Origin of the sequence: Nonomuraea sp. NPDC049607 (assembly GCF_040675375.1) — a bacterium.
Classification (GTDB): Bacteria; Actinomycetota; Actinomycetes; order Streptosporangiales; family Streptosporangiaceae; genus Nonomuraea.
In genome coordinates, this window is sequence record NZ_JBFAOV010000014.1 from 41,831 (window position 1) to 64,754 (window position 22,924).

23 protein-coding genes and 1 pseudogene are annotated in these 22,924 nt (G+C 73.9%); 8 read left to right on the forward strand and 16 right to left on the reverse strand.

The features are described from left to right. Nucleotides 1-26: 26 nt before the first annotated feature. Entirely contained in the window at nt 27-962 is a 936-nt protein-coding gene (locus AB0J97_RS26400) for an RNA polymerase sigma-70 factor (protein WP_364092846.1), read from the reverse strand. A gap of 176 nt (nt 963-1,138) precedes the next feature. Here AB0J97_RS26400 and AB0J97_RS26405 point away from each other — a divergent pair, with 176 nt between their 5' ends. Then, nucleotides 1,139-1,894: an NAD(P)H-binding protein gene (locus AB0J97_RS26405; protein ID WP_364092848.1), complete on the forward strand. Its 756-nt coding sequence runs from the start codon at nt 1,139-1,141 to the stop codon at nt 1,892-1,894. A 32-nt stretch (nt 1,895-1,926) separates the two neighbouring features. On the opposite strand, the gene AB0J97_RS26410 is transcribed toward AB0J97_RS26405, so the two are convergent. The 5 genes from AB0J97_RS26410 to AB0J97_RS26430 form a co-directional block, all read right to left on the reverse strand. Beyond that, the gene (locus tag AB0J97_RS26410; RefSeq protein ID WP_364092850.1) at nt 1,927-3,123 is read right to left on the reverse strand and encodes a hypothetical protein; all 1,197 of its coding nucleotides are present in this window, start codon (nt 3,121-3,123) and stop codon (nt 1,927-1,929) included. After that, a complete protein-coding gene (locus tag AB0J97_RS26415; RefSeq protein ID WP_364092852.1) occupies nt 3,120-3,641 on the reverse strand; it encodes a sigma-70 family RNA polymerase sigma factor in 522 nt (173 codons plus the stop codon). Before AB0J97_RS26415 ends, AB0J97_RS26410 begins: the two co-directional genes overlap by 4 nt. Before the next feature lie 53 nt (nt 3,642-3,694). Continuing rightward, nucleotides 3,695-4,966 (reverse strand): MFS transporter, encoded by a 1,272-nt coding sequence (locus tag AB0J97_RS26420; RefSeq protein ID WP_364092854.1) that lies wholly within the window; start codon nt 4,964-4,966, stop codon nt 3,695-3,697. A 77-nt stretch (nt 4,967-5,043) separates the two neighbouring features. Beyond that, nucleotides 5,044-5,877 (reverse strand): patatin-like phospholipase family protein, encoded by an 834-nt coding sequence (locus tag AB0J97_RS26425; RefSeq protein ID WP_364092856.1) that lies wholly within the window; start codon nt 5,875-5,877, stop codon nt 5,044-5,046. Nucleotides 5,878-6,075: 198 nt separating this feature from the next. Continuing rightward, a complete protein-coding gene (locus tag AB0J97_RS26430; RefSeq protein WP_357709152.1) occupies nt 6,076-7,065 on the reverse strand; it encodes a helix-turn-helix transcriptional regulator in 990 nt (329 codons plus the stop codon). A gap of 119 nt (nt 7,066-7,184) precedes the next feature. Between AB0J97_RS26430 and AB0J97_RS26435 the strand changes: the two genes are divergently transcribed. Further along, nucleotides 7,185-8,309: a hypothetical protein gene (locus AB0J97_RS26435; RefSeq protein WP_364092858.1), complete on the forward strand. Its 1,125-nt coding sequence runs from the start codon at nt 7,185-7,187 to the stop codon at nt 8,307-8,309. A gap of 164 nt (nt 8,310-8,473) precedes the next feature. On the opposite strand, the gene AB0J97_RS26440 is transcribed toward AB0J97_RS26435, so the two are convergent. The 4 genes from AB0J97_RS26440 to AB0J97_RS26455 all read right to left on the reverse strand — a co-directional run bounded on the left by AB0J97_RS26440 (nt 8,474) and on the right by AB0J97_RS26455 (nt 10,441). Further along, complete coding sequence (locus AB0J97_RS26440) at nt 8,474-8,827, reverse strand: beta/gamma crystallin domain-containing protein (RefSeq protein ID WP_364092860.1); 354 nt, start codon at nt 8,825-8,827, stop codon at nt 8,474-8,476. Nucleotides 8,828-9,062: 235 nt separating this feature from the next. Further along, on the reverse strand, nt 9,063-9,545 hold the full coding sequence (locus tag AB0J97_RS26445; protein ID WP_364092862.1) for a hypothetical protein: 483 nt from the start codon (nt 9,543-9,545) through the stop codon (nt 9,063-9,065). A gap of 70 nt (nt 9,546-9,615) precedes the next feature. Beyond that, nucleotides 9,616-9,969 (reverse strand): hypothetical protein, encoded by a 354-nt coding sequence (locus AB0J97_RS26450; RefSeq protein ID WP_357701672.1) that lies wholly within the window; start codon nt 9,967-9,969, stop codon nt 9,616-9,618. Between the two features lie 64 nt (nt 9,970-10,033). Beyond that, entirely contained in the window at nt 10,034-10,441 is a 408-nt protein-coding gene (locus AB0J97_RS26455; RefSeq protein ID WP_364092864.1) for a VOC family protein, read from the reverse strand. An 84-nt stretch (nt 10,442-10,525) separates the two neighbouring features. On the opposite strand from AB0J97_RS26455, the gene AB0J97_RS26460 reads away from it, so the two are divergent. Next, nucleotides 10,526-11,101, forward strand: coding sequence for a TetR/AcrR family transcriptional regulator (locus AB0J97_RS26460; RefSeq protein ID WP_364092866.1), 576 nt, complete (start codon nt 10,526-10,528; stop codon nt 11,099-11,101). A 124-nt stretch (nt 11,102-11,225) separates the two neighbouring features. Here AB0J97_RS26460 and AB0J97_RS26465 read toward each other — a convergent pair whose 3' ends face one another. Continuing rightward, nucleotides 11,226-12,368, reverse strand: coding sequence for a cellulose binding domain-containing protein (locus AB0J97_RS26465; protein WP_364092868.1), 1,143 nt, complete (start codon nt 12,366-12,368; stop codon nt 11,226-11,228). Between the two features lie 216 nt (nt 12,369-12,584). On the opposite strand from AB0J97_RS26465, the gene AB0J97_RS26470 reads away from it, so the two are divergent. The 5 genes from AB0J97_RS26470 to AB0J97_RS26490 all read left to right on the forward strand — a co-directional run bounded on the left by AB0J97_RS26470 (nt 12,585) and on the right by AB0J97_RS26490 (nt 18,919). Beyond that, on the forward strand, nt 12,585-12,977 hold the full coding sequence (locus tag AB0J97_RS26470) for a VOC family protein (RefSeq protein WP_357701680.1): 393 nt from the start codon (nt 12,585-12,587) through the stop codon (nt 12,975-12,977). After that, nucleotides 12,974-13,849 (forward strand): sigma-70 family RNA polymerase sigma factor, encoded by an 876-nt coding sequence (locus AB0J97_RS26475; RefSeq protein ID WP_364092871.1) that lies wholly within the window; start codon nt 12,974-12,976, stop codon nt 13,847-13,849. The genes AB0J97_RS26470 and AB0J97_RS26475 overlap by 4 nt, the downstream gene beginning before the upstream one ends. Before the next feature lie 94 nt (nt 13,850-13,943). After that, a complete protein-coding gene (locus AB0J97_RS26480) occupies nt 13,944-17,240 on the forward strand; it encodes a BTAD domain-containing putative transcriptional regulator (protein WP_364092873.1) in 3,297 nt (1,098 codons plus the stop codon). Nucleotides 17,241-17,285: 45 nt separating this feature from the next. After that, entirely contained in the window at nt 17,286-17,930 is a 645-nt protein-coding gene (locus AB0J97_RS26485; protein WP_364092875.1) for a hemerythrin domain-containing protein, read from the forward strand. After that, nucleotides 17,930-18,919: a hypothetical protein gene (locus AB0J97_RS26490; protein WP_364092877.1), complete on the forward strand. Its 990-nt coding sequence runs from the start codon at nt 17,930-17,932 to the stop codon at nt 18,917-18,919. Before AB0J97_RS26485 ends, AB0J97_RS26490 begins: the two co-directional genes overlap by 1 nt. Here the strand turns inward: AB0J97_RS26490 and AB0J97_RS26495 are convergent. From AB0J97_RS26495 to AB0J97_RS26515, 5 genes and pseudogenes are all read right to left on the reverse strand, one after another. Further along, on the reverse strand, nt 18,846-19,481 hold the full coding sequence (locus AB0J97_RS26495; protein ID WP_364092879.1) for a S26 family signal peptidase: 636 nt from the start codon (nt 19,479-19,481) through the stop codon (nt 18,846-18,848). The genes AB0J97_RS26490 and AB0J97_RS26495 overlap by 74 nt on opposite strands. A gap of 16 nt (nt 19,482-19,497) precedes the next feature. Continuing rightward, nucleotides 19,498-21,348, reverse strand: a complete 1,851-nt coding sequence (locus AB0J97_RS26500) for an ABC transporter ATP-binding protein (protein ID WP_364092881.1) — start codon at nt 21,346-21,348, stop codon at nt 19,498-19,500. Next, complete coding sequence (locus AB0J97_RS26505; RefSeq protein ID WP_364092883.1) at nt 21,345-21,884, reverse strand: TlpA disulfide reductase family protein; 540 nt, start codon at nt 21,882-21,884, stop codon at nt 21,345-21,347. The genes AB0J97_RS26500 and AB0J97_RS26505 overlap by 4 nt, the downstream gene beginning before the upstream one ends. Before the next feature lie 220 nt (nt 21,885-22,104). Next, a pseudogene (locus AB0J97_RS26510) lies at nt 22,105-22,413 on the reverse strand (MauE/DoxX family redox-associated membrane protein); the annotation flags it as partial. Nucleotides 22,414-22,531: 118 nt separating this feature from the next. After that, the gene (locus AB0J97_RS26515) at nt 22,532-22,735 is read right to left on the reverse strand and encodes a hypothetical protein (protein ID WP_357701696.1); all 204 of its coding nucleotides are present in this window, start codon (nt 22,733-22,735) and stop codon (nt 22,532-22,534) included. Nucleotides 22,736-22,924 lie beyond the last annotated feature (189 nt).

Genomic DNA, 22,924 nt, shown 5'->3' on the forward strand with positions numbered 1-22,924 from the left:
TCGGAGCACGTCGGAGCGCCCGTCGGTCAGCGGCTCACGGCGGTCTCCTGCCCGATCCGCGAGAGCTTCTCCGGATTGCGCACGTGGTAGGCGCCGGTCACGTAGCCGTTCTCCATGCGCACCGCCACCACTCCGTCGACCTCGCCGCCGATCCGGACGAGCAGCCCCGGCCCGCCGTTGATCTGCACCATCTCCACCGACCTGCCCCCTCGCGCCCCCTCGCGCCTCCACCAGCCGACGGCCAGCAGGCGGGCGACGTTGCCGGCCCCCACGAGCGGCCGCAGCAGGGCGTGCCGGACACCGCCGCCGTCGCTCAGGGCGACGACGTCCGGCGCGAGGATGTCGAGCAGGCCCTGCAACTCGCCGGTCTCGACCGCCCGCTGGAAAGCCTCCAGCGCGGCCCGCGTCTCTGCCGGGGACGCGGTGCCGCGCGGCCGGCGCGCGGCGACGTGCGCGCGCGCCCGGTGGGCGATCTGGCGCACGGTGGCCGGGCTCTTGCCGACCGCCCCGGCGATCTCGTCGTAGTCCAGGACGAACACCTCCCGCAGCACGAACACCGCCCGCTCGGTCGGCCCGAGCGTCTCCAGCACCAGCAGCATGGCCATCGAGACGCTGTCGGCCAGTTCGACGTCGTCGGCCACGTCGGGCGCGGTCAGCAGCGGCTCGGGCAGCCACGGCCCGACGTAGGACTCTCTGCGCCGGCCCAGCGTGCGCAGCCGCTTCAGCGCCTGCCTGGTGGCGATCCTGATCAGGTACGCGCGCCGGTCCAGGACCGTCCCGAGGTCGACGCCCGCCCACAGCAGCCACGTCTCCTGCAGGACGTCCTCGGCGTCGGTGGCCGAGCCGAGGATCTCGTAGACGAGGGTGAAGAGCAGGTTGCGGTGGGCGACGAACGCCTCGGTGGCCGCGTCCAGGCGACCGTCGTCCGCCGGGGACGTCGGTCGTTCGGTCCGTCCGCTCATCGGTGGTTCCTGCCTGTTCGCTGGTGACCGGGCCATGGTCATACGATCCCGGGCCCCGCCGCCGCGTGACATCGGCGGGCGGTGGTCTATGTCACACGGGCGCTCCTGTCACAAGGGACGGGCCGCCGGGATCTCTTGCGCGTCACGACGCCACACCACGGATAAGGAAGTCCGACATGCACAACACCACCACTGTCGCGGTGGCCGGAGCGACCGGCCGCCTGGGACGCCACGTCGTCGACGTCCTCACCGAACGGGGACACCGGGTCGTGCCGATGTCCCGGGCCACCGGCGTGGACGTCATCACCGGGGAGGGACTGGCCGAGGCGCTCACCGGGGCCGAGATCGTCATTGACGTCGCCTCGTGGCACGCCTCCGAGCAGCGGGCCGCGACGGAGTTCTTCCGCACGTCGGCCCGCAACCTGCACGACCACGGTCGTAAGGCCGGGGTCGCCCGGATCGCCGTCGCCTCGATCATCGGCGTCGACCGGGCCACCGCCGGGTTCCTCGCCGCCAAGAAGGCGCACGAGGAACTGCTCCGGTCCGGCCCGCTGCCCGTGCGGGTCCTGCGGGCCGCGCAGTTCCACGAGTTCGTCGGGCAGCTCCTGGACTGGCGGCAGGGCGACGTCGCCCACGTCCCGGCGCTGCCCTCCCAGCTCGTGGCCTGCCGTACCGTCGCCGAGGAACTGGCCGACCTGGCCCTCGGCGAAGCCGTTCCGGGGACGCCGGTCCCCGAGATCGCCGGCCCCCGGAAGGAGATCCTGGCGGAGGCGGCCGCACTGCTCGGCGCCCGCCGGGGCGTCCAGGTCGTGGGTGTGGACGGCTCGGGCATGCCCGACGCCGCGCTCGCCGCCGAGGGGGCGTTCCTGCCCGGCCCGCACGCCGTGCTGGCCGGGCCCACCTTCCAGGAATGGCTCGACGCCCGACCCTGAGCGAGGGCCGGGGCGGCCGCCCCGGCCCTCGCTCATCGTCCGGCGGCCTTCAGGTCGATCACCACCTGGGTGCCCTTGCCGGTCCGGTACCAGATCACTCCCTCGTGGGTGTACAAGGTGGGCGGCGCCTTGTCGCCCCTGCGCGTCGGCACGGGGAAGAGCAGGCCCGTGCGCTTCGTGGCGACGTCGTGCACGGCCAGGCTCTGCCCGCCGCCGGGGTCCCTCTGGTCGAGCAGGACGAATCGGCCGGACAGGAGGGTTCCCCGGGCCGTGCCGGGCAGGTCGCGGCGGTGCGTTCCGTCGCGCTGCCAGGCTGCGGTCCCGTTGAAGCACCACGTCGGGCCGCAGTCGCTCCACGACGAGCGTCCCTTCTGCGCGACCGCGTTCCTGGACCTGCCGGTCAGCACGTCCTTCAACTGCTGAAAGGGACGGGTGATGGGATGGTCGACGGTCGTATCGTGCGCCGGCCAGCCGGCCCAGGGCCATTCGACCAGGTAGAAGCCCTTCGTCCCCGGGATCAGGGAGACGTTCCCGCCCTTGAGCGGCACCCGGTAGACGCCGCCGTCGGGGGGCGACCACACGGCCATACCGCCGGCGATGGCCAGCTTCTTGATCCCGGAGTAGGCGTTGTCGCTGGACATCACGGCCGTCAGCGTCGCGATCGCCCGCGGGACGCCCCCGGTGACGGGAACCGCCCAGATCTCCGACTTGCCGTCCCGGTACGACGACCACGCGACGTACCCGTCGCCGACGACCACCGCGTCGTTCGCCACCCCGAGGTCCGTCAGCGGCGCGACCTGGGTGAACAGCCGCTTGTCGAGCTCGTACGACCAGATGCCGTCGAGCCGGTTCGCGGTGAGCGTCCGGCCCACCAGCACGCGGTCGGTGACGAAGGCGTCCGGCTTGAAGACCCGGCCGCCGGGGCCCGTCGCCGGGATCTCGTGCACCGCCCCCGGCCACACCTGCCCGACCGGCGGCGACAGGCGGCCGGAGTACGGCGTCGGCCGGGTTGCGGGGGAGGGCGGCGCGGAGCCGATCGTTCGGGTTCCCAGGACGGTGACGCCCACCACGGCGGCGGTCGCGGCGGCCACCGCCACCGGCGTCCACCACCACCGCGCGGCGACCCTCGCCCGGCGCGGCGACGGCACGACCCGGGGCCGCCCGTCGTCGCCGACCGTCCCGGCCCTGGCCGCCAGCGCGTCCCTGAGCCGATCCTCGATCGTGGTCATGCTCCGCCTCCCAGCTCGCGCTCAAGCCGCTCCAGAGCCCTGGAAGCGGTGGACCGTACCGTGCTCTGCCGCAGGCGCGTGGCCTGGGCGATGTCGGCGTCGGACAGGTCGAGGTAGTAACGCAGGACGAGAACCTCGCGCTGCCGCCGGGGCAACCGGCCGAGCGCCGTCAGCATCTCCTGCCGCGACTCGCCCAGGAGTGCGATGGTCTCCGCCGAGTCCACCGGTTCGTCCCGCCGCCGCACCAGCGCCCTGGCGGCGACGGCACGCCTGCGCAGGAGCGAGCGCGAGGCGTTCAGCACGCAGACGCGCACGTACGACAGTGTGAGGACGTCAGGACTCTTCCCGTGCAACCGGGAGAAGACGTCCTGGACGATGTCCTCCGCGCTCTCCCGATCGCCGACGAGCAGCACGGCCAGGCGTACGAGGGCGAGCCGATGCTCGCGATACAGGCCGGTCACCACCGCGTCGCCGGCGGCGACCGGCGGCGACGCGCGAGCGACAATCTCAGCGTTCATGACCTAGGAACGCGCGCCTGCCGCGATCCGCTGCTTCGGCGCCGGGGCCGTTTTCACGCCGCCGGGCCGTGCGCGCGGCCGCTCCCCGCCGCGACGGGGGCCGCCACGGCCTCCGCGGGCAGGCGGAGCGACAGCCGCGGCAGCCCCGCGCAGGCCACGGCCAGCAGGGCGGCCGGCGCGGCCCACATCAGCGGCGGGGCCGCGCCGGCGAGGGCCGAGAACGCGACCGGCGCCACGACCTGGCCCACCGACCAGGTCATCTGGTGGACCGCCAGGTAGCGGCCGCGCAGCGCCGGAGGGGCCGTCCCGGCGGCCAGTGTGGCGGCCGGGGCGGTGTGCAGGAGTTCGGCGAGGGTGAAGACGAGGGTGGCGGCCAGCAGGCCGCCGATCCGCGGCGGGCCGGCGGGCAGCAGCGCCGTCGCGGCGTACAGGCCGCAGGCCAGCACGAACACGGCTCCGGCCAGCGCCATCGCGTGCGTACGCCGGGCGCGCCGCTGCCACCGGCGTACGGGAAGCTGCCCCGCGGCGACGAGCAGCGTGTTGACGGTGTAGAGAAGGCCCAGCAGGGCGGGCGAGGCGCCGAGCACCGGGACGACGTACAGCGGCATGCCCACCGGCAGCAGCAGGTGCGTCAGCGTGAACGCCCCCTCGGCCGTCACCAGCCCCATGAACGGCCGATCGGCCAGCACCCGCCGGTAGCCGCCCCGTTCGCGCGGCTTGCCGGGTTCCAGCGCGCCCGTCCCGCGCGGATTCTCGGTGCGGCGGGGCAACAGCAGGCAGGCGGCGGCCGTCGCGAAGCTGACCGCGTTGAGCCCCGCGATCAGCGCGAAACCGGTCTGACCGGCCAGCGACACGGCGGCCGCGGACAGCAGACCGCCCAGCCCGAAGGCGACGTTGCGGGCCGTGGCCTGCATCGCGTACAGCCGGTCCCTGCCCTCGCCCCTGGCGAGCACGGCCACGTGGCTGCTCGCGGCCGGGTAGTACGCGCGGTCGGCGGCCGCGATGACGGCGGCGACCGCGACCAGCGGGCCGAAGCCGTCCACGAGCGGGTAGAGCGCGAAGCCCAGCGCGCGGACCACGTACGTGCCCACCAGCACCGTACGGGTGCCGAACCGGTCGATGAGCACCCCGGCGACCGGGTTCGCGGCCAGCGCGACCGTGGCCGCCAGCGTCATGCCCAGACCGACCACGGGCATGGGCAGGCCGGTGACCCGCTGGATGAACAGCAGGGTCAGCGGCACGTACAGGCCGTTGCCGAGGGCGTCGACGAACATGCCCACGAGGAAGAGACGTACGGCGCGATCGCGCGGTGGGGAGACGAGCACGCGTCACAGTGTGACCTTCGGCCCGCGGACGGCGGATCGGGCGATGGTCCTAGGACTTGAGACGGTCGGCCGCGCGCTCAGACCGGGCCGGAACGGCCTCCCACCAGGTACGGCCTGATCCGGTCGGCGAGGCCGGCGGACTGGCGGAGCCCGGACTCGTACACCTGACCCCACCGGCTCCGGTCACCGACGTCCGGCCCGAACGCCTCCAGCGCCGCCTCGTCCGGCACGATCCGCACCCCCGCCTCGATTCGGGGACCCGGGAACATGTGACCGAGCGGTTCGACCAGGACCGTCGTGCCCGCGCCGTCGGCGAGGTGGACGTTGGACCCGCCGCCCAGTGCGCCGTCCATGTACCGGTGCGCGCCGATGGTGACGGGGGCGGCGTGGCCGGGCGCGGCGCTGCTGGCGGCGACGGCGAGGTGCAGCGGCACGCCGCTGTCGCGGGTCCAGACCACGTGCTCGCCGCTCCCGGCGTCCACGGCGGTGATCAGCAGCGGGCGGTCGGGCCAGGTGGTGGTGCCCACGAGCCGTTCCATGGCGGCCACATGCCGTTCCTCAGGCAGCGCGTCCGCCCGCAGGGCGAGCTCGCCGACCTGGCGCAGCGCCTCGTGCGGGTCGGCGCCGGGCGTGTTGAGCATCCGAAGGACGCGCGGCATCACGGTCGGGTCCCCGATCCGGCCTTCCGGCGGCGCGGGTGGCAGCTCGGCGAGCTCGTCCAGGTCGCGCCCGACGGCCAGGGCGGCTCCGGCGATCGCGCCCGCCGAGGTGCCGACGAGCAGATCGGCCTCCGACAGCTCCACGCCCGCCTCGCGCAGGCCCGCCGCCAGGCCGAGGAGCCAGGCGGTGCCCACAGGGCCGCCCGGACCCAGGACGACGGCGACGTCGGCCTCTCCCGCAGTGAAGATCATGTTGCGATGCTACGCCCATCGGGACGCCCGGTCATGGACCGGGCCGCCGACATGAGCGGCCTGTCCGGGACGCCGCCCAGCTCCGCGCGGCCGGCTTCCACTCCCGGACGAGGAGCCCGAGCCCAGTTGGAGGAGCGCAGCACCCCCTCGCGGACGAAGCCGTTGCGCGGCAGCGGCCCCGGCCCGATGTGCGCGGGGTCAGGCGTCCGCGTCCCACCAGCCGCGGCGCGCCGCGAGCAGGCCGGCCTGGAAGCGGGTACGGGCGCCGAGCCGGTCCATCAGCTCGCTGACCCGGCGGTGCACGGTGCGCAGGCTCACCCCCAGCTGGCGCGCGACGGCCTCGTCCTTGAGCCCGGCCGCGAGCAGCGCGAACAGCTCGGGGTCCGGCAGGTCGACCGGGCGGGAGTGCGCGTCGAAGAGCGGCAGCGGCAGCGCCGACCGCCACAGCACCTCGAACAGGGTGACCAGCGCGTCGAGCAGCGACGAGGAGTGCACGATGACCGCGCTGTCGGAGTGGGCGGACGCGTGGGTGCTCAGCGGCAGGATGGCGGTCCGCCGGTCGGCGATGGCCAGCTTCATGGGCACCTCGGGGCTGACCCTGGCCTGCTCGCCGGCCGCCGCCGACTCCTGGGCCAGCCGCAGCTTGCCGGGGATCTCCAGGGCCGAGGCGTCGTAGATACCGCGTACCAGGACGCCGTGCGCGAGACGTTCCATCTCGGGCGCGTTCTGCTGGGACGGGTCCTGCGCGTACGGCGGCCGGTCGAGCACCAGGAGCTCCTCGGTCGCGGTCTGCTGCAACTGGGTGAACCGCTGCACCACGGCCGCCTGCCCCTGCACCACCTCGACCAGTTCCTCGGGGGCCAGGTTCTCCGTGCGCGGCGTCTCGGCCAGCAGCGCGAGCGCGGCCAGCCTGGCCTGGGCCAGCCCCTCCTCGCGGCGGGAGATGAGGGCGGCGACGGCCACGTCCGGCCTGGTCGGCACGTACCGGACCGGGCGGCCCGCCATGCGGCTGACCAGGCCGAGCGCTTCGAGCCGCGAGCACGCGCGGCGCAGGGCCACCGTGGTGCGGCCGGTGTGCGCGGCCAGCTCGGGCAGCGTGGCGCGCGGCCGGTGCAGCAGGGCTCGGTAGATCAGCTCGTCCTCGGCGTCCACCCCGACGGCCGCGAGGGCGTTGTCGTGCGCGTTCATGATCAAAGAGTGTGTCAGATACCTGCCATGGCCTGAACCTGCCTCCGTCAGGGCTGGCCTGAGTGCCGTGTTCACCGATAGAACCGGACATCTAAGACATTCCTGTCGGGGAGGCAGTGTTGAAGAAGGCGTTCACCATCGGAATCGCGACCGCGCTGACGGTCCTGTCGGCCGCCGCGCCGGCCATGGCGAGCAACTCAGGCGATGGCTTCGACGGCGCGGGCTGGAGCCGGCCGTCCTGCCAGACGGTCGCCGGTGACGGTTCCGTGACGTACGCGTGGAACGACGGCAAGAAGATCGCGTCCACCAGCAAGGTGCTGGGGCCGATCGTCTACACCACGGGACTCGTCGCGCTCGACAACCCGAACCAGTTGCTGGCCATGTCCAACAGGCAGCTGCTGGCCTCGAAGGACGCGGGCTGCACCTGGAACGTGGCCGGCGAGATGAAGGGCTGGTACATCGAGCTGGTCGCGGCCCGCGGCGGCCGGGCCTACGCCTGGGACCGCGACGGCAACGTCGCGCTCGCCACGCCCGAGGGCGTCACGCCGCTCACCGCGCCCGGCGGCGACCTGATCGGGCTCGGCGTGGACCGGGGCAACGGCGACCGCCTGCGGACGTCCGACCTCGAAGGCCAGCTGCGCGAGTCGCTGGACGGCGGGCGCACGTGGCAGCCCGTCGGGGTGCCGGCCTGGACGCCGAGCAACACCCGCATGTCCTACACGGCGGTGTTCGACCCGCGCGACCTGGACCACGTGGTGCTGGGCGCCTCGGACCTCGGCGCCCGCGTCACCTTCGACGGCGGCCGCACCTGGACCTCGGCCGAGGGGCTGACCGAGCCCGGCGGCCGGGTCAACGTGTTCAGCGCCGCGATCTCCCCGGCCGCCGGGAACGTCGTCTGGGCGATGGGGCTCGACATGGCGGAGACGGAGGGCGGCGCGCCGTCGGACGGCCGGCACATCTACCGCTCCGACGACGGAGGCAGGAACTTCACCTCCGTCGTGGATCAGAGCGCCACGGTGACCATTCCCAACGGGCCCCTGCTCGCCCCGCACCCGAAGGACGCCGACGTCCTCTACTTCGACTTCGGCACCGGCTGGTCCGGGATCGGCACCGACATCTACAAGTACGAGACCCGTAAGAACCGCGTCACCATCAACCACAACCCGTACGACCGGGTCACCTCCATCGCCTTCAACCCGGCGCACCCGAACGTGATGTACCTGGGCGTGTCCGAAGAGGCGTAACCCCCGCCGCCGCGCGCCCACCCGGTGATCCGTCACCGGGTGGGCGCACGGCTGCGTCACTCCGCCCGTCGAGGTGGGCGAGGTTGGCGGCGGTGGGCGGCGGTGGTCACGGCCCCGCTGGGCTCGGCCCGCTCGCCGAGCCGGCGCCGCAGCATGTCAGCCCGTCACAGGATCTCGATGGAGGTGACCTTCGGGGGGCGGTTGGGGAAGCTGATCTCGTGCCAGCGCTCGATCTTCACCGAGTCGCCGTTGGCGTCGTAGTAGATCAGGTCGTTGTTGCCGGTGGAGATCCGGTCGACCCACCATCCGCCGAAGTCGGTCCTTCCGCGGTTGGCGTAGCAGTCGACGCTGTCGCGGCCGTTGAGGTGGGACCAGATCTTCAGGAAGTTCTCCCCGCCGACGCACTGGACGTGGTCGATGGCGAAGGCCGGACTGATCGGGATGGTGGCGGTGAAGGCGGTGGCCGCGGCGAGCGCCACGGCCACGGAACGGACGTTCTTCTTGCTCTTCGAGATCAAAGACTCTCCTCCTGCGGAGACCGGTGTGCCGCTCTGCGACAGAGCGGCACTGTCCGATGACTCAAAGTGATATCGCCGCTCGGACTCCTTTTCACACTCCCGCAGAACGCAATTCTCTGTTCGTCGCGCAGTCGAGAATTTCAGCCAGTATTGCGGGTGCTCGATATTCGCCGGAAATGGCGTTGAATGCGATGGAAAATGGTGGCGAGAAAGCCGTTGTGTCGGGATCGGCCGCTCAGGCGGGCTCGCCCAGCAATCCGGCCAGCCGGTCCAGGCCGCCCCTGACGAGTCGCCCGTACCCGTCGTCGCCGAGCATGTCGATCCGCGCCCGGGCCTGCCGCAGGTGCCCACGGGCGCGGTCGAGCTCGCCCAGCCTGCGATAGCACTCGCCCAGGTTCAGGTGCAACGACGGGTACAGCCCCGCCACCGGAAGCGCCACCCCGGCCTGTGCCACCTGCTCGTCGGTGACCCGGTCGGCGGCGGCGAGCGCCCGCAGGTCCCACATCAGCTCCTGCCGCACGTCGTCCTGCACGTCGGCCATCGAGTGGGCCAGGACGCAGACGTGCAGCGGGTCGCCCTGCTCGCCGCCGATGTCGTCCCAGATCCGCGCGAACAAGTCGCGGGCGGCCTCGGGTTGCCCCTGCTGGTGGTGCAACTCCACCCCCTGGCCGATCCGGGCCATCGTCGGATCGGTGGCCATCGGCGGATCGGCGGTCATCGGGGCTCCTTCACTGACGCGGGAAAACGTGGTCGGCGTACTGGTTCGGGCCGCCGGGATTCGGTGGAATTCAGCTGTTCCGGAGACGTTCGGCGTGCGGCAGTTCCTCGGCGTGCGGGCGTCCGGGGCGGGTGTCCAGGAGCCGCCATCGGGTCGTGACCCCGTCGGGGCCCTCCAGCGCCCCTCGGGCGAGCGCGGCGTCGATGCGGGCCCGGACCTCGTCCGCCGCCTCCGCGTCGGCCGCGAACAGGACGCGCAGGTGGACGGCGCCGTCCCGGCGCTCGGCGGTCGTGTGGTGCGGGGCGATCGGGCAGGGCGGCTCGTGCTCCCAGTGCCCGCACAGGGCCACGGTGATCGCCGCGCCGGGGGCGCGCACGTCACCGTGCGCCTCCATGTCGATCGTCGCCTCATGGGCGAAGGCCATGCGCACCCTCCCATGATTTCCCCATGAGCGCGACGGGTCCAGCCCGAATCCCGCCGGGCCGAACTCAGGCGGGCGCGTACTGGGACGCGTACTCGCCCGAGGGCGGGATCGGCGTGATCACGTCCACGAGGACGCCGTTGGGGTCGGCGACGATGAAGTGCCGCTGGCCGAAGTCCTCGTCGCGCAACGTCAGCTCCGGGGCCAGCCCTTCGCGCACGACCAGCCGCTCCCATTCGGCGTCGACGTCCGCGACCTCGAAGTTGATCAGCAGTCCCGCGACCGGCCGGCGGTAGGCGGCGGGCAGCGTCGGGTGCCGGTGGTCGAGCAGGGCGAGCTCGTACGGCCCGCGGCGCAGGCTCACGTACCAGTCGGCCTCGAAGGTCACCTCGTATCCGAACAGCCGGACGTAGAAGTCCTTCGACGCGGCGAGATCGGCCGTGCACACCACCGGATACACGCTGCTCAGTTCCATGCGCTGCTCCTTCCAAGTTTCACGTACCAACGGTATGTGGGCGTACGCTAGTTGGGATACCGTCGGTATGTCAAAGGGGACACAGTGACCAGGACGGAGCAGAAGGAACGCACGCGGCGTACGTTGCTCATCACGGCAAGACGCCTGTTCGCGACCAAGGGCTATGCCGGGGTGGGCCTGGCGGAGATCGTCGGTGAGTCCGGCGTCACCAAGGGCGCTCTCTACCATCACTTCAGCGGCAAGCCCGAGCTCTTCCGGGCCGTGCTGGAACAGGTGCAGCGCGAGGTGGCCGACCGGGTGGCCGCGGCGGCCGAGGCCGAGGGCGACCCGTGGGCGCAGCTCAAGGCGGGGTGCGCGGCGTTCGTCGCGGCCGGCGCCGACGCCGAGGTGCAGCGGATCATGCTGATCGACGGCCCGGCGGTGCTCGGCTGGAACGAGTGGCGCGCGATCGACGAGGCCACCAGTGTCCGGCATCTGACCGAGGCGCTGGCCGCCCTCGTCGCGGACGGCTCCATCCCCGCCCAGCCGGTCGCGCCGCTGGCCCGCCTGCTGTCGGGGGCGATGAACGAGGCCGCGCTCTGGCTGGCGCAGTCCGCCCCCGACGATCTGGCCGACACCCAGGCGGCCCTGTCCCGCCTCCTCGACGCACTACGAGCGTGAGCTGCGGCCGACGATGACACGGCCCCCGTCACCGCGGGCGCACGCTCGCTGGGGCCCCGGCGAGCAGCGTCGGGGCTGACCGTCGTGATCGGCCCCGACGTGCAGCCCCGAAGCCGGGCGTAGGTCAGCCGGTGGCGCAGGTCTTCCCGTTGAGGGCGAAGCTCACCGGCGAAGGCGGCGCCCCGCTGAACGCCGCGGTGAACCCGACCTGGGTCGCCGACCCGACGGCGATGACCTTGTTCCACGGCTTGTTCGCGGCGGCCACCCCCGTACCGGCCTGGGTCCAGTTCGCGGACCAGCCCGAGACGAGGCGCACGGCGGCCGCCGCCGGGTAGTCGGCCGTCAGCGTCCACCCGTCGACCGCGGCCGTGCCGGTGTTGCGCACGACGATCTCGGCGTCCAGGCGAGGCCCGGCCGTCATCGCGCGGTACGTCACCGTGCACGCCGGCCCGGTCGACGGGCTCGGCGACGGAAGACCCTCCCTGGCCAGCGCGGACAACGGGTCCGACGGCACGCTGAGGTTGTCGGCGGCGTCCTTGGCGACCACGACGTAGGTGTAACGCTGCCCGACGACCAGGCCGGGTTCGGCGAAGTTCAGGCTCGGCGGCAGGACCGTGCCGACCTTGTCGTACGCCGTCGCGGTCTCGCGGTACACGTCGTACGCCGTCACCGCCACGTTGTCGCTCGACGGCTGCCAGCAGAACGTGACGCCCGGATAGTCCTGAAGGCAGGCGTCACGCAGCCCGGACGGCTTGGACGGCGGCACGTGGTCGCCCGGCAGCGGGGTCGGCGAGGTGGTCGGGGTCATCCCGAGCGTCGCCGGGACGGTGATCAGGGCGGAGGGCGGGCTGAGGTGCCCCGCCAGGTCCCTGGCCACGACGTACATCGTGTACAGGTGGTTCAGCTCGCCGGAGAAGCCGCCGACGGTGCTGGTCGTGGTGTTGGCGAGGACGAAGCCGCCCGGGTCCAGGCGGTACAGGTCGTAGCCGGCGATCCCCGTGTCGTCCGAGGAGGCAGACCAGCAGATGGAGGCGTAACCGGTGGGGTTGGCGGCGAACGGCACCGGACAGGGCCGCAGACCGCCGGGACGGGTCGGCGGCGCGTCGGCGGACACCGCGACCCCCTTCGCCGCAACGCCCTGCGCCACAGGGACGCCCTTCGCCTTCGGGACGGAGGCCAGCGCCGTCCCCCCGGTCGGGCCGATCGCCGGCACGGCGAGGAACAACGCCAGAGTGAGGAATCCGAGGGTGAGGCCAATCGCTCCCAAGGACCGTCTGCAGAGCCGCATGGGGCTCCCTTCTGATCGAGCCGGCACCCCCTCGCAGTGATCGTGAACGAGTTTTCCCCCCGCGTAAAGCCGTGACTGCGCCGGGCCGGCGAATCGGGACGGACCAGCCGTGTTACCTTTTCCCGCCGGCGCTCGTCATGGGGGTGGCGACCGAGAACGAACGGTCGTCGCACCGACGAGTGAAACGAGAGCAGGATGCTGACCACCATCATGTACACGACGGTCTACGTCACCGACCAGGACCGCGCGCTGGAGTTCTACACCGAGGGCCTCGGCCTGGAGAAGCGCATCGACGCCCCCGCGCCCGGCGGGCGATTCCTCACCGTGGGCGTCCCCGGCAGCCCGGTGCAGATCCTCCTGTGGCCGCACGCCGACTCCGCCGGACAACCGGGCGGCGCGGACCGCAACGGCTCGCCCGGCCCGCTGATCCTGGAATCCGACGACCTGCGCAAGGATTTCGAGATCATGCGCCGGCGCGGTGTCACCTTCGAGGAGCCGGAACCCGTGGACTACCCGTTCGGCGTGCGCGTCGAGGCGGTGGACCCGGACGGCAACCGGGTCTCGCTCCGGCAGCAGCGGAAGCCGTGAACGCCCACCCGTCCGGCCTGCTGACCGAGGCGTTCGAGGCCCAGCGCGACCGGCTGCGCGCCGTCGCGTACCGCGTGCTGGGCTCGCACGCCGACGCCGAGGACGTGGTCCAGGAAGCCTGGATGCGCCTGGTCCGCCAGGACGAGGCGGCCATCGACAACCTGGCGGCCTGGCTGACCACCGTGGTCGGCCGCATCAGCCTGGACCTCCTGAGATCCCGCCGGGCCCACCCCGAGACGGCCTACGGGCAGGAGTTCGCGGACCTCGTGGTGACGCCCGCCGACGAACCCGCGCCGGACGAGCAGGTGGTGCTGGCCGATTCGGTCGGACTGGCCCTCTTCGTCGTGCTCGACTCGCTCTCCCCGGGCGAGCGGCTGGCGTTCGTCCTGCACGATCTGTTCGCGGTGCCGTTCCAGGAGATCGGCCAGATCCTCGGCAGGTCGGCCGACGCCGCCAAGACGGCCGCCGCCCGCGCCCGCCGCAAGGTACGGGCCACGGACCGGCCCGTGAGTTCCGGCCGGGAGCATCGGGAGGCAGTCCGGGCGTTCCGCGCCGCCGCGCTCGGCGGCGACTTCGAGGCGCTGCTGCGCGTCCTCGACCCGGACGTGAAGCTGACCGTCGACACCCCCGGCGGCATGGTCGTCACCCTCGGCGCCACGGCGGTCGCGACCGGCGCCCGCAGGTTCGGCGGCGAGGTCGCCGTCCAGCGGCCCGTGCTGGTCAACGGCATCCCCGGGCACATGTCCTGGCGCGCCGACGGAACCCCGCTGTCCGTCATCGCCTTCGTCGTCACCGGTGGCCGGATCACCCGCATCCACATCGTCTCCGACCCGGCCAGGCTCGCCGCGATCGACCTGCCCGCCCCGGCCTGAACCGGGTCCGCCCGGCAAGCCGGTCAGGGCGGGCCGGGCGGTGTGGGAAATGCGGCATCTGGACCGGTTCAACGGCGGCCCCTACCATGGGCGCGTGCGGCTGAACGTCCTCGGGCCCATGGAACTCGTCGTGGCCGGGCAGGCCGTACCGGTCGGACCGCCGAAGCAGCGAGCCCTGCTGGCCCTCCTCGTCATGCACGCCGGCCGCGTGCTCCCCGCCGACCTCCTGGCCGACCGGCTGTGGTCCGGCGACCCGCCGCCGAGCGCCCAGGCGAGCCTCCAGGTGTACGTTTCCAACCTGCGCCGCCGCCTGGAGCCCGACCGGCGGCCGGGCACGACCCCGGCCGTCCTGGTGAGCGCCGCCGACGGGTACGGCCTGATGACCGCCGGCCTCGCCCTCGACACCGCCGACTTCGGGACGCTCGTGTCGGCCGGGTCCGGCCACCTGGCCGGCGGACGGCACGAGCAGGCGGCGGACGCCCTCACCGAGGCGCTCGACCTGTGGCGGGGCGACCCGTACGCGGATGTGCGCGCGCTGGAGTGGGCGCAGCCCGAGATCGCCCGTCTGGAACAGGTACGCCTGGACGCCGTGGAAGGGCTGGCCGCCGCCCTGCTGGAACTGGGCCGCCACACGGACGTGGTCGCGCGGCTGGACCCGTTCGTCCGCGAGCACGCGCTGCGCGAGCGGGCCTGGGAACTGCTGGTGCTGGCCCACTACCGGGCGGGCCGGCAGGCGGCGGCCCTCGCGTGCCTGCGCAGGGTGCGGGAGGTGCTCGCCGGGGAGCTGGGCATCGACCCGGGGCCGCGGCTGCGCGACCTCGAAGGCGCGGTGCTGCGCCAGGACGCCGCACTGCTCGCGCCGGACCGCCCCGCCACCCCGTCTTCCCCGTCTTCCGCGCAGCGACCGCGGGCACGGACGGCCGGGACCCCCGAGCCTCCCGCGGACCGGCCGCCCTTCGTCGGCAGGCAGGGCGCGCTGGAGCTCCTGGCCGAGGCGGCGAAGGCGTCGTCCGCCGCCGGGCAGGTCGTGCTGGTGGACGGCGAGCCGGGCGTCGGCAAGACGAGCCTGCTGAAGCGCTTCCGCGCGACCGCCGACGTGCCCGTCGGATGGGGGGCGAGCCCCGACCACGAGACCGCGCCCGCGCTGTGGCCGTGGGAACGGGTCCTGCGCGACCTCGCCGCCGCGGCCCCGCGGGCCGCCCTGCCCGCCGAGGTCGGCACGTTCCTGTCGGGCGGGCCGGCGGCCGTCCCGGCGTCCGACGCGCAGGGGGCGCGGCTGCGGTTCTTCGAGGCGGTCGGCACGTTCCTGGCCGCCGTCGGCCCGGCGGTCGTCGTGCTGGAGGACGTCCACGCGGCCGACGACGCGACGCTGCGGCTGCTGGTCCACGTGGCCTCCACCGCCCGGCCGGGCCTGCTGGTGGTGGCGACCTTCCGGCGGCACGAGGCGTCGGCGCTCACCGCCACGCTGTCGGCGCTGTCGCGGCTCGGCGCGCGCCGGCTCGGCCTGGACGGGCTCGCCGCCGACGAGGTGCGCACGCTGGTCCGGGAGCTGTCCGGCCGCGACCCGGGCAGCGGCGGGGCCGAGGAGCTGCGCCGGCGTACCGCCGGGAACCCGTTCTTCCTCGCCGAGCTGGCCCGCGCGGGCGAGGAGCTGCCCCGAGGCGTGCTGGACGTCGTGCTGCACCGGGTGGCGGGCCTGGGGGAGGAGGCGGCCCGCGTGCTGGAGCTCGCCGCCGTGATGGGCGACGAGTTCGAGGCGGTCGTCCTGGCCCGGGTCGCCGGCGGCACGGTCGGCGACCTGCTGCCGGCGCTCGACGCGGCGCTCTCCGCCGGGCTGATCCGGGAGTCGTCCTACCGGCTGGGCGGCTACGAGTTCGCGCACGCCCTGGTGACCGACGCCTTGTCGTCGCGCCGGTCGCGGCTGTGGCGGGCGCGGGTGCACGAGCAGGTCGCGAGCGTCCTGACCCAGCTGCACGGGGACCGGGACGACCGCGCGGCGGTGATCGCGCGGCACTGGCTGGCGGCGGCGGAGCTGGGCGCCGAGCCCGCCCGCATGGCGATGGACTACGCCGCCCGCGCCGCGCGGGCGGCCCTGCGGCGGCACGCGCCCGACGACGCGGCCGTGTCCTGGCAGGAGGCGCTGGCGGCGGCCGAGCCCGCCGGGGCCGGCGCGGGCGAGCGGTTCGAGCTGGCCGTCGGGCTGGCGGAGAGCCGCTATGCCGCCGGCCGGTACGACGAGGGCTACGAGGCGGTCGAGCAGGCGCTCGCCATGGCAGGCGACGACCTGGACCGGGCCGTCAGGGCCGCCGACATCGCGATGGGCCACGGCGTCTGGGTGCCCTTCCGGTACGGCCTGGACGTGGCCGCCCTGCGGGAGGCGGCGGACCGGGCCGTGCGCGAGCTGCCGCCGTCCTCGCCGGCCTGGGCGACGGCGCAGGCCGTACGGGCCGTCGTGCTCGCGCAGACCGGTCGCGAGGACGAGGTCGGCGCGGTGTCGTCGGCGGCCGTGGCGGCGGCCGAGCGGCTGGGCGACCGGGAGCTGCTGCGGCGCGTGCTCCACCTGCGGCTGCTCGCCATGCAGGGACAGGACTTCATCGAGGAACGTGCCGGGACCGCCCGGCGGCTGCTGGCTGAACCGGACCTGTCGGCCCAGCTCCGGGTGATCGCCCAGCTCCACCTCGTCGTCCATCTCACGGTGCACGGCAGGGTCGCGCAGGCCCGGGAGCTGCTGGCGGAGCTCGGCACGCCGCTGCGCGAGCTGCACAATCCCACGCTGGCGTTGCAGGCGGCGGTGGCGCACGTGGGGCTCGACCTGTTCCAGGGCGTGCCCGAACCGGCCCGGCACGTCGAGCCCGTCAGGGCCACGCTGTCGTTCGCCGACCTCGCCTACTTCGAGGTGTCCATGCTCGCCGAACGGGCCGAGACGTTCATCCAGCAGGACCGCCTCGGTGAGGAGGTGGCCTGGATCGAGGAGGCGGCCCGGCGCACCGGCCTGGCGGGGCCCGCCTACGCCCTGGCGAACGGGCTCGCGGACCTGGGCGAGCACGAACGCGCCCGCCGGCTCCTGCGCGAGACGCCTGCGCCGCCGCGCGACTACCACTGGGCGATGGCCACCATGTGCCGGCTGCACGCGGCGATCCGGCTCGGCGAGGCGGACGTCGTGCGGGAGGTCTACGACGCCTTCCGCCCCTTCGCCGGGCTGCTGCACGTGAACGGCACCTGCACCACCGTGGACGGCGCGTACGACGGCCACCTGGGGGAGGCGCTGCTGGCGCTCGGCGACCGCGACGGGGCACGCGCCCACCTGCGGGCGGCGGTGCGCCTGCTGGAACGGGCGGGCGCGGCCTACTGGCTGACAAGGGCCCGCCAAGCCCTCGACAAGTGCACATAGAGACGGGCCGCGCACTCTGTTCCCGACACGTGAGGGAACAGACTGATGATCACACCAGAACACCTGACCGGCTTCCTGATGATGCACGCCGGTTTCCGCGCCGAGTTCGGCCGCCTGGCCGAGGCGTGCGGCGACCCGCGTGACGACGCGCACGAGGAGCTGCTGGAGGAGCAGCTCGCGCTCGTGCTCGACATGCTGCACGCCCACCACTCGCACGAGGACGCCACCCTGTGGCCCAAGCTCGCCGGCCGCGCCCCGGAGGCGGCGCACGCGCTGGCCGAGCTGGAGTCCGAGCACTCCCTGCTCGACCCGCTCATCGAGGCCGCCGCCGACCGCCGGACGCCCCTGGCCGAGCGCGCGCCCACGCTGCGGCGGCTGCACGAGCTCGTCAACGAGCACCTCGACCACGAGGAGCGGACCGCCGTGCCGCTCATGCTCGGCCACCTCACCCCCGCCGACGTCGAGGCCGACAGACGCCGGGCGATGGACGACTTCGGCCGCCGCCGGGTCCCCGTCATCCTCGGCTGGCTCGCCTCAAGCGCGGACGCCGGCCTGCTCGCGGCGTCGTACGCCGACCTGCCGCTGGTGGCCCGGCTGATGTTCCGCCTGTTCTGGTGGCCGGCCTACCGGCGGCGCTTCGCCCGCCTGTACGCCGCCCCCGTCCCCGCGATCACGATCCTGGAGCCGTGATGACCGCGTCCGTACCGACATCCGCACCGACCGCGTACGAGGTGGCCGAGATCTTCGACCGCGCCCTGGTCTGCGAGTACGCCTCGCTCACCCGCGACGGCCGGCCCGTCACCTGGCCCGTCACGCCGTACGTCGGCGCGGGCGGCACGTTCGACGTGAGCACCGGGCTCACCTACCCGGACAAGGCCGAGCGCGCCCGCCGCGACCCGCGCGTCGCGCTGCTCTGCTCCGGGGACGGCGGCCCGGACCGGGCGCCCGTCGTCCTCGTGCAGGGCCGGGCGACCGTACGCGACGCGGACCTGCAGGCCGGCACCGACCGGTACGTCCGCGAGTCGATGGCCAAGACCGGCGCCGGGTTCGCCGGGCTGCCGTGGTTCGTGGTGAAGCGGCTGGGATGGTACTTCGCCCGCGTCTGGGTGGAGGTGACCCCCGAGCGGATCGTCCGGTGGCCCGACGGCGACCTGTCCAGGACGCCCGACGTCTGGACGAGCCCGGCGCGGGTCGTGGCGCCCGCCTCCGACCCGGCCCCCTCGGGCCCCCGGCTGCCGAGCCGGTCCGCGCCGCCGGTGGACTGGCGGCCCTTCGCCGACCGTGCCGCCCGCCTGGGCGGGCCCGTCGTCACCATGGTCGCCGACGGCATGCCGCTGGCCGTGCGCACCCGATCGGCCGTACGGACCGGGGACGGCTTCGACCTGCGGCTGCCCGCAGGCGTCCAGGCGGCCGACGGGCCGGTGTGCCTGACCTTCCACCGGCACGGCCCGGCCATGGAGTGGCAGGAGAACGTGGTGCTGGTCGGGAGCGCGGCCGGAGCGGGCGACCGGCTGAGCGTGCGGGTCGAGCGGGCGCTGAACGACTGGAGCCTGCCGGGCGACCGCCGCGAGCGCGGCCGCTCGTTCCTCGGCCAGGGCAGGCTGCTCAGGAAGCGGCTGGCGGCCGAGGCGGCCCGGCGTGGCCAGCCCGTGCCGCGCGTCCGCCGTCCTCGTGCCTGACGCCGGGCGCCGGGGCGATGCGCCGGACCACCACGCCGAGCAGCCAGTCCGCCGGTACGTAGCCGAAGTGCCGCGAGTCGCGTGAGGCGGCGGCGTTGTCGCCGAGCACGACCAGGCATCCGTCGGGCACGACCCGGCCGGGAGCGTCCGGCAAGGAGGCGACCTCATGGGGGACCGGGTCGCCGGCCACGGCGGTCACGCGCTTGACCACCCGGAACGGCTCGTCCACGGGCTCCCGCGCCGCGACGGGCCCGCCGGACGGCTCCCGGCCGTTCACGGGTCGGCCCGACGGCGCGCGGGGGTCGGTGGTGAGTGCGGCCTCGGCCGCCATCTCCGGCCACATCTCCGTGAGTCTGCCGGCGAGCAGCACCACCTGGCCGCGCCGGACCGCGTCCAGGGACGTCCGCCGGACCAGCACCCGGTCGCCGTCGCGGTAGGCCGGTTCCATGCTCACGCCCGCCACCGTGATGACAAGGTAGCGACGGCGCAGCCGGACGGCGACCGCGGCCGACGCCCCGAGCACACACCCCACCGCCGTCAGCAGGGCGAAGGCGGGTCTCAACGGCGTTCCCCTCCACTCATCGCGTCACCGGCTCCACCGGCTCCTCGGCGTAACCGGCCGCCTGAACGGTGAACAGCCGGGCGTACGTGCCCTGGGCGGCGAGCAGGTCGGCGTGCCGCCCCTGCTCGACGACCAGCCCGCCGGACAGGACGACGATGAGGTCGGCGTCCCGGATCGTGCTGAGGCGGTGGGAGATGAGCAGGCTGCTGCGGCCGTCGCGCATCCTCCGCAGCCGCTCGTGCACCTCGTGCTCGGCCTCGGGGTCCAGGCCCGCGTTCGGCTCGTCGAGGATCATCAGGTCCCGGTCCTCGCGGAGGAAGGCCCGCGCGAGCGCCACCCGCTGCCACTGGCCGCCGGACAGCATCACCCCGTTCCCGGGGTCGTCGGTCTCGTCGTCGGCGAAGAACAGCCGGGTCAGCAGCGTCCCGTAGCCGTGGGGCAGGCGGGACAGGGTGCCGTCGATCCCGGCCCGGACGGCCGCGCCGCGGATGCGTTCCAGGTCGCCGAGCGCCGTCAGGTCGCCCATGGCGATGTTGTCGGCCGCGCTGAAGTCGTAGGTCATGAAGTCCTGGAGCACCGCGCCGACGCGGTGGCGCAACTCCTCCACGGGCACGTCGCGCAGGTCCACCCCGTCCCAGAGGATCGCCCCCCGGGTGGGGTCGTAGAACCGGCACAGCAGCTTGACCAGCGTGCTCTTGCCCGCGCCGTTGTGGCCGACCAGTGCCGTCGAGGCGCCATGGGGGAGGAAGAGGGTGACGCCGCGCAGCGCCCACGGATGGTCGTCGCTGTAGCGGAACCAGACGTCGCGCAGTTCGATGCCGTGGCGAAGCGCGGGCAGCGGCGCCGGATCGTCCGGCGCGGGCAGGTCCGGCCCGGCGTCGACCACCGCGACGTAGTGGCCGAACAGGAGCACCTGGTGGTGCGCCCCGGCCATCGACGTGATCAGCCCGCCGAGCGCCCCCTGCAGTCCGGCGACGACGGCCACGAACATCGACACGTCACCCACCGTGACCTGCCCCCGCCCGGCCGCGACGACGACCCACACCAGGCCGCCACCGGCGATGACCGCCGACAGCGCCGCCAGCGCCCCCTGGACGACGACCTCCCGCCGGTCCGTCCGCCGCCGGGCGTCGTCGGCGGCGCGCCGCTCGGCGACCAGCCGGCCGCGGAGATAGGCGCCGAGGCCGAACAGCCGGATCTCCTTGGCCGCCGCCGCGCTGGCCAGCAGGTCGCCGTACAACATCTGCCGCCGTTCCATCGGGCCGATCCGCCACATCATCGCGGCGCGCCGCCGGGACAGCTGCAGCTCCAGGACCACCGTGGGGACGGCGGCGGCCAGCACGACGACGGTGAACTCCGCGCTGATCACGGTCAGCGAGCCGAGGAACCCGCCCAGGGTGAGCGCCCCGCGTACCACCTCGAACACCGCGTCGGCGGTCCTGGCCGGCGCGGACGCGCTCTGCTGGGCCAGCCGGAGCCGGTCCTGGAAGTGCGGATCCTCGAACCTGGCCACCCCCGCCACCCGTTCGACCGCCGCGAACAGCTCGTCGTGCGCCCGGAGGGCGGCCCTGCGCTCCATCTCGGCCCGCAGGTACTGGGCGACGCGCGGCACGACCCCGAGCGCGACCCCCGCCGCCGCCAGCCCGGCCGCGGACCCCACCAGCCCGGACGGCGAGCCCGGCGCGGACGTCAACCGGTCCAGGACGGTCTTCGTCAGCCAGGCCACCGCGATCGGGACCACCGCGACCGCCGCCGTGCACACCAGGTACGCCAGGCCGTGCAGGGGCGTCGACCGGAACGTCAGCGCCACGGCACGCGCCGCGGTGGCCGCGAACGCGCCGGGGGATGTCCGGGGCTCCCGGCTCACGCAGCCCTCGTGGCCCGCAGCAGGGCGACGTCGGGCGCGGTGGCGAGCAGCGCGCCGGTGCTGTCGACGACGTAGTGCGCGGGGAACCCGTCGACCGCGAAGGCCCGGCTGAGCTCGCCGTCGAACTCCTCCACGGCCACGCGGGCCACCGGAGTGAGCGTGCGGACCATCTCGTCGCTGTCCTCCCGGTCACCGGCGAGGACGGCGAGGACCTGCCGCCGCCCGCCCGGCAGGCCGCGGGCGAACTCGACGAACTCCGGCAGCGTCTCCCGGCACGTCGTGCAGCCGGGGCTGAAGAAGGCGACCAGGGTCTCGCCCGTCAGCAGGTCGCGGGAGACCGGCTCGCCGTCGACGGTGGTGGCCAGGAAGTCGCCGACGCTCCCGCGGACCCTCCCCGGCGAACGGTCACCGTGGGACAGGAGGCTCTGGAGCTGGTCGGTGTGCTCCCGCAGCCGTCTGACCACTCCCAGCGTCAGCACCAGGTCGAAGAGGCACAGCGCCCCTACCAGGATCATCCCGGTGACGAGCATCGACATGACGTTCTCCTTTCGGCACCGGTCCGGCGTTCGCCGCCGGGGACACGAACAGTTCGACCAGGTCGTCCAGCCGGCTGACGAGCACGGCCAGCACCACTCCCGCGCCGCCCGCGACCGCCGTGCCGGCCGGTTGAGACCATGCCTGCGGGTGGGCGGCTCCGCAGGTCAGGGCGACCGCCAGGAGGCCGAGGTTGCGGGCCAGATGGCGTCGTCCCAAGGGGGCCTGGGACGTCCCGAAGCACCGGCAGGACGTGCGCACGCCGCGACGCAGGGCGCGGACGATCGCCGCGCTGAACAGGCCGAGCAGGACGGCTGCGGCGGCCGACCCCGCGACGGACGCGAGCGGATGAAGGGCCTGCGCGGCGATCAGCACCGGGACGGCCGACTCGGCCACGACGACCACGACCGCGGCCCGGCGGGCGGTCCGCGGTCCCGTGCCGCGCCCCAGCAGGGCGGTGAGAAGGGCGCCGGTCGCCCGGACGAACTCGGCGAAGGCCGTGCGGCCGCGGACCTTGCTCAGTGCCGACATCGCGAAGACGACACCGATCAGACACTGGCCGCCAAAAGCGACAAACTCCACCAGATTTCCTCGATACGGAGATCAAAACGCGCTTGTCCGCCCGGCCGGGCGGACAAGCGCTCAACGGCTAGCAGTAGCTGGAGATGACCGTGCACGCGGAGCAGTTCGTGCCGTGGACGAGGTCGTACAGCCTCTTGCCGTAGACGACCTGGCCGCCCATGGTGCAGCACATGTACCGCCAGGTGCAGCCGGCCGCGGTCGCCGACGCCTCGGCCTTGGGCACGACCCGCTCCAGCAGGCGGTCGCTGATTCTCGTGATCGTCGCGATCATGGTTCCGCTCTCCTTCACCAACTGGTCGTCAGCGAGGCCCGGGCTCGCCGTTCCTCGATGGATCACTCCATCCTGAACGGCGGATCTTGCGATTTTGTGGCGGCCGCCGGCGCGCGGAATCCCGCACCCGAAAGGCGCGGTGACCTGCGACGACGTCGGCCCTGCGGCCGAATGCGGCCCCCGGTACGG

Excerpts from the sequence above, each read along its gene's own strand:
- AB0J97_RS26400 (WP_364092846.1), bottom strand. The coding sequence starts at position 962 with ATGAGCGGACGGACCGAACGACCGACGTCCCCGGCGGACGACGGTCGC.
- AB0J97_RS26405 (WP_364092848.1), top strand. The coding sequence starts at position 1,139 with ATGCACAACACCACCACTGTCGCGGTGGCCGGAGCGACCGGCCGCCTG.
- AB0J97_RS26410 (WP_364092850.1), bottom strand. The coding sequence starts at position 3,123 with ATGACCACGATCGAGGATCGGCTCAGGGACGCGCTGGCGGCCAGGGCC.
- AB0J97_RS26415 (WP_364092852.1), bottom strand. The coding sequence starts at position 3,641 with ATGAACGCTGAGATTGTCGCTCGCGCGTCGCCGCCGGTCGCCGCCGGC.
- AB0J97_RS26425 (WP_364092856.1), bottom strand. The coding sequence starts at position 5,877 with ATGATCTTCACTGCGGGAGAGGCCGACGTCGCCGTCGTCCTGGGTCCG.
- AB0J97_RS26430 (WP_357709152.1), bottom strand. The coding sequence starts at position 7,065 with ATGAACGCGCACGACAACGCCCTCGCGGCCGTCGGGGTGGACGCCGAG.
- AB0J97_RS26445 (WP_364092862.1), bottom strand. The coding sequence starts at position 9,545 with ATGACCGCCGATCCGCCGATGGCCACCGATCCGACGATGGCCCGGATC.
- AB0J97_RS26450 (WP_357701672.1), bottom strand. The coding sequence starts at position 9,969 with ATGGCCTTCGCCCATGAGGCGACGATCGACATGGAGGCGCACGGTGAC.
- AB0J97_RS26455 (WP_364092864.1), bottom strand. The coding sequence starts at position 10,441 with ATGGAACTGAGCAGCGTGTATCCGGTGGTGTGCACGGCCGATCTCGCC.
- AB0J97_RS26470 (WP_357701680.1), top strand. The coding sequence starts at position 12,585 with ATGCTGACCACCATCATGTACACGACGGTCTACGTCACCGACCAGGAC.
- AB0J97_RS26485 (WP_364092875.1), top strand. The coding sequence starts at position 17,286 with ATGATCACACCAGAACACCTGACCGGCTTCCTGATGATGCACGCCGGT.
- AB0J97_RS26490 (WP_364092877.1), top strand. The coding sequence starts at position 17,930 with ATGACCGCGTCCGTACCGACATCCGCACCGACCGCGTACGAGGTGGCC.
- AB0J97_RS26505 (WP_364092883.1), bottom strand. The coding sequence starts at position 21,884 with ATGTCGATGCTCGTCACCGGGATGATCCTGGTAGGGGCGCTGTGCCTC.
- AB0J97_RS26515 (WP_357701696.1), bottom strand. The coding sequence starts at position 22,735 with ATGATCGCGACGATCACGAGAATCAGCGACCGCCTGCTGGAGCGGGTC.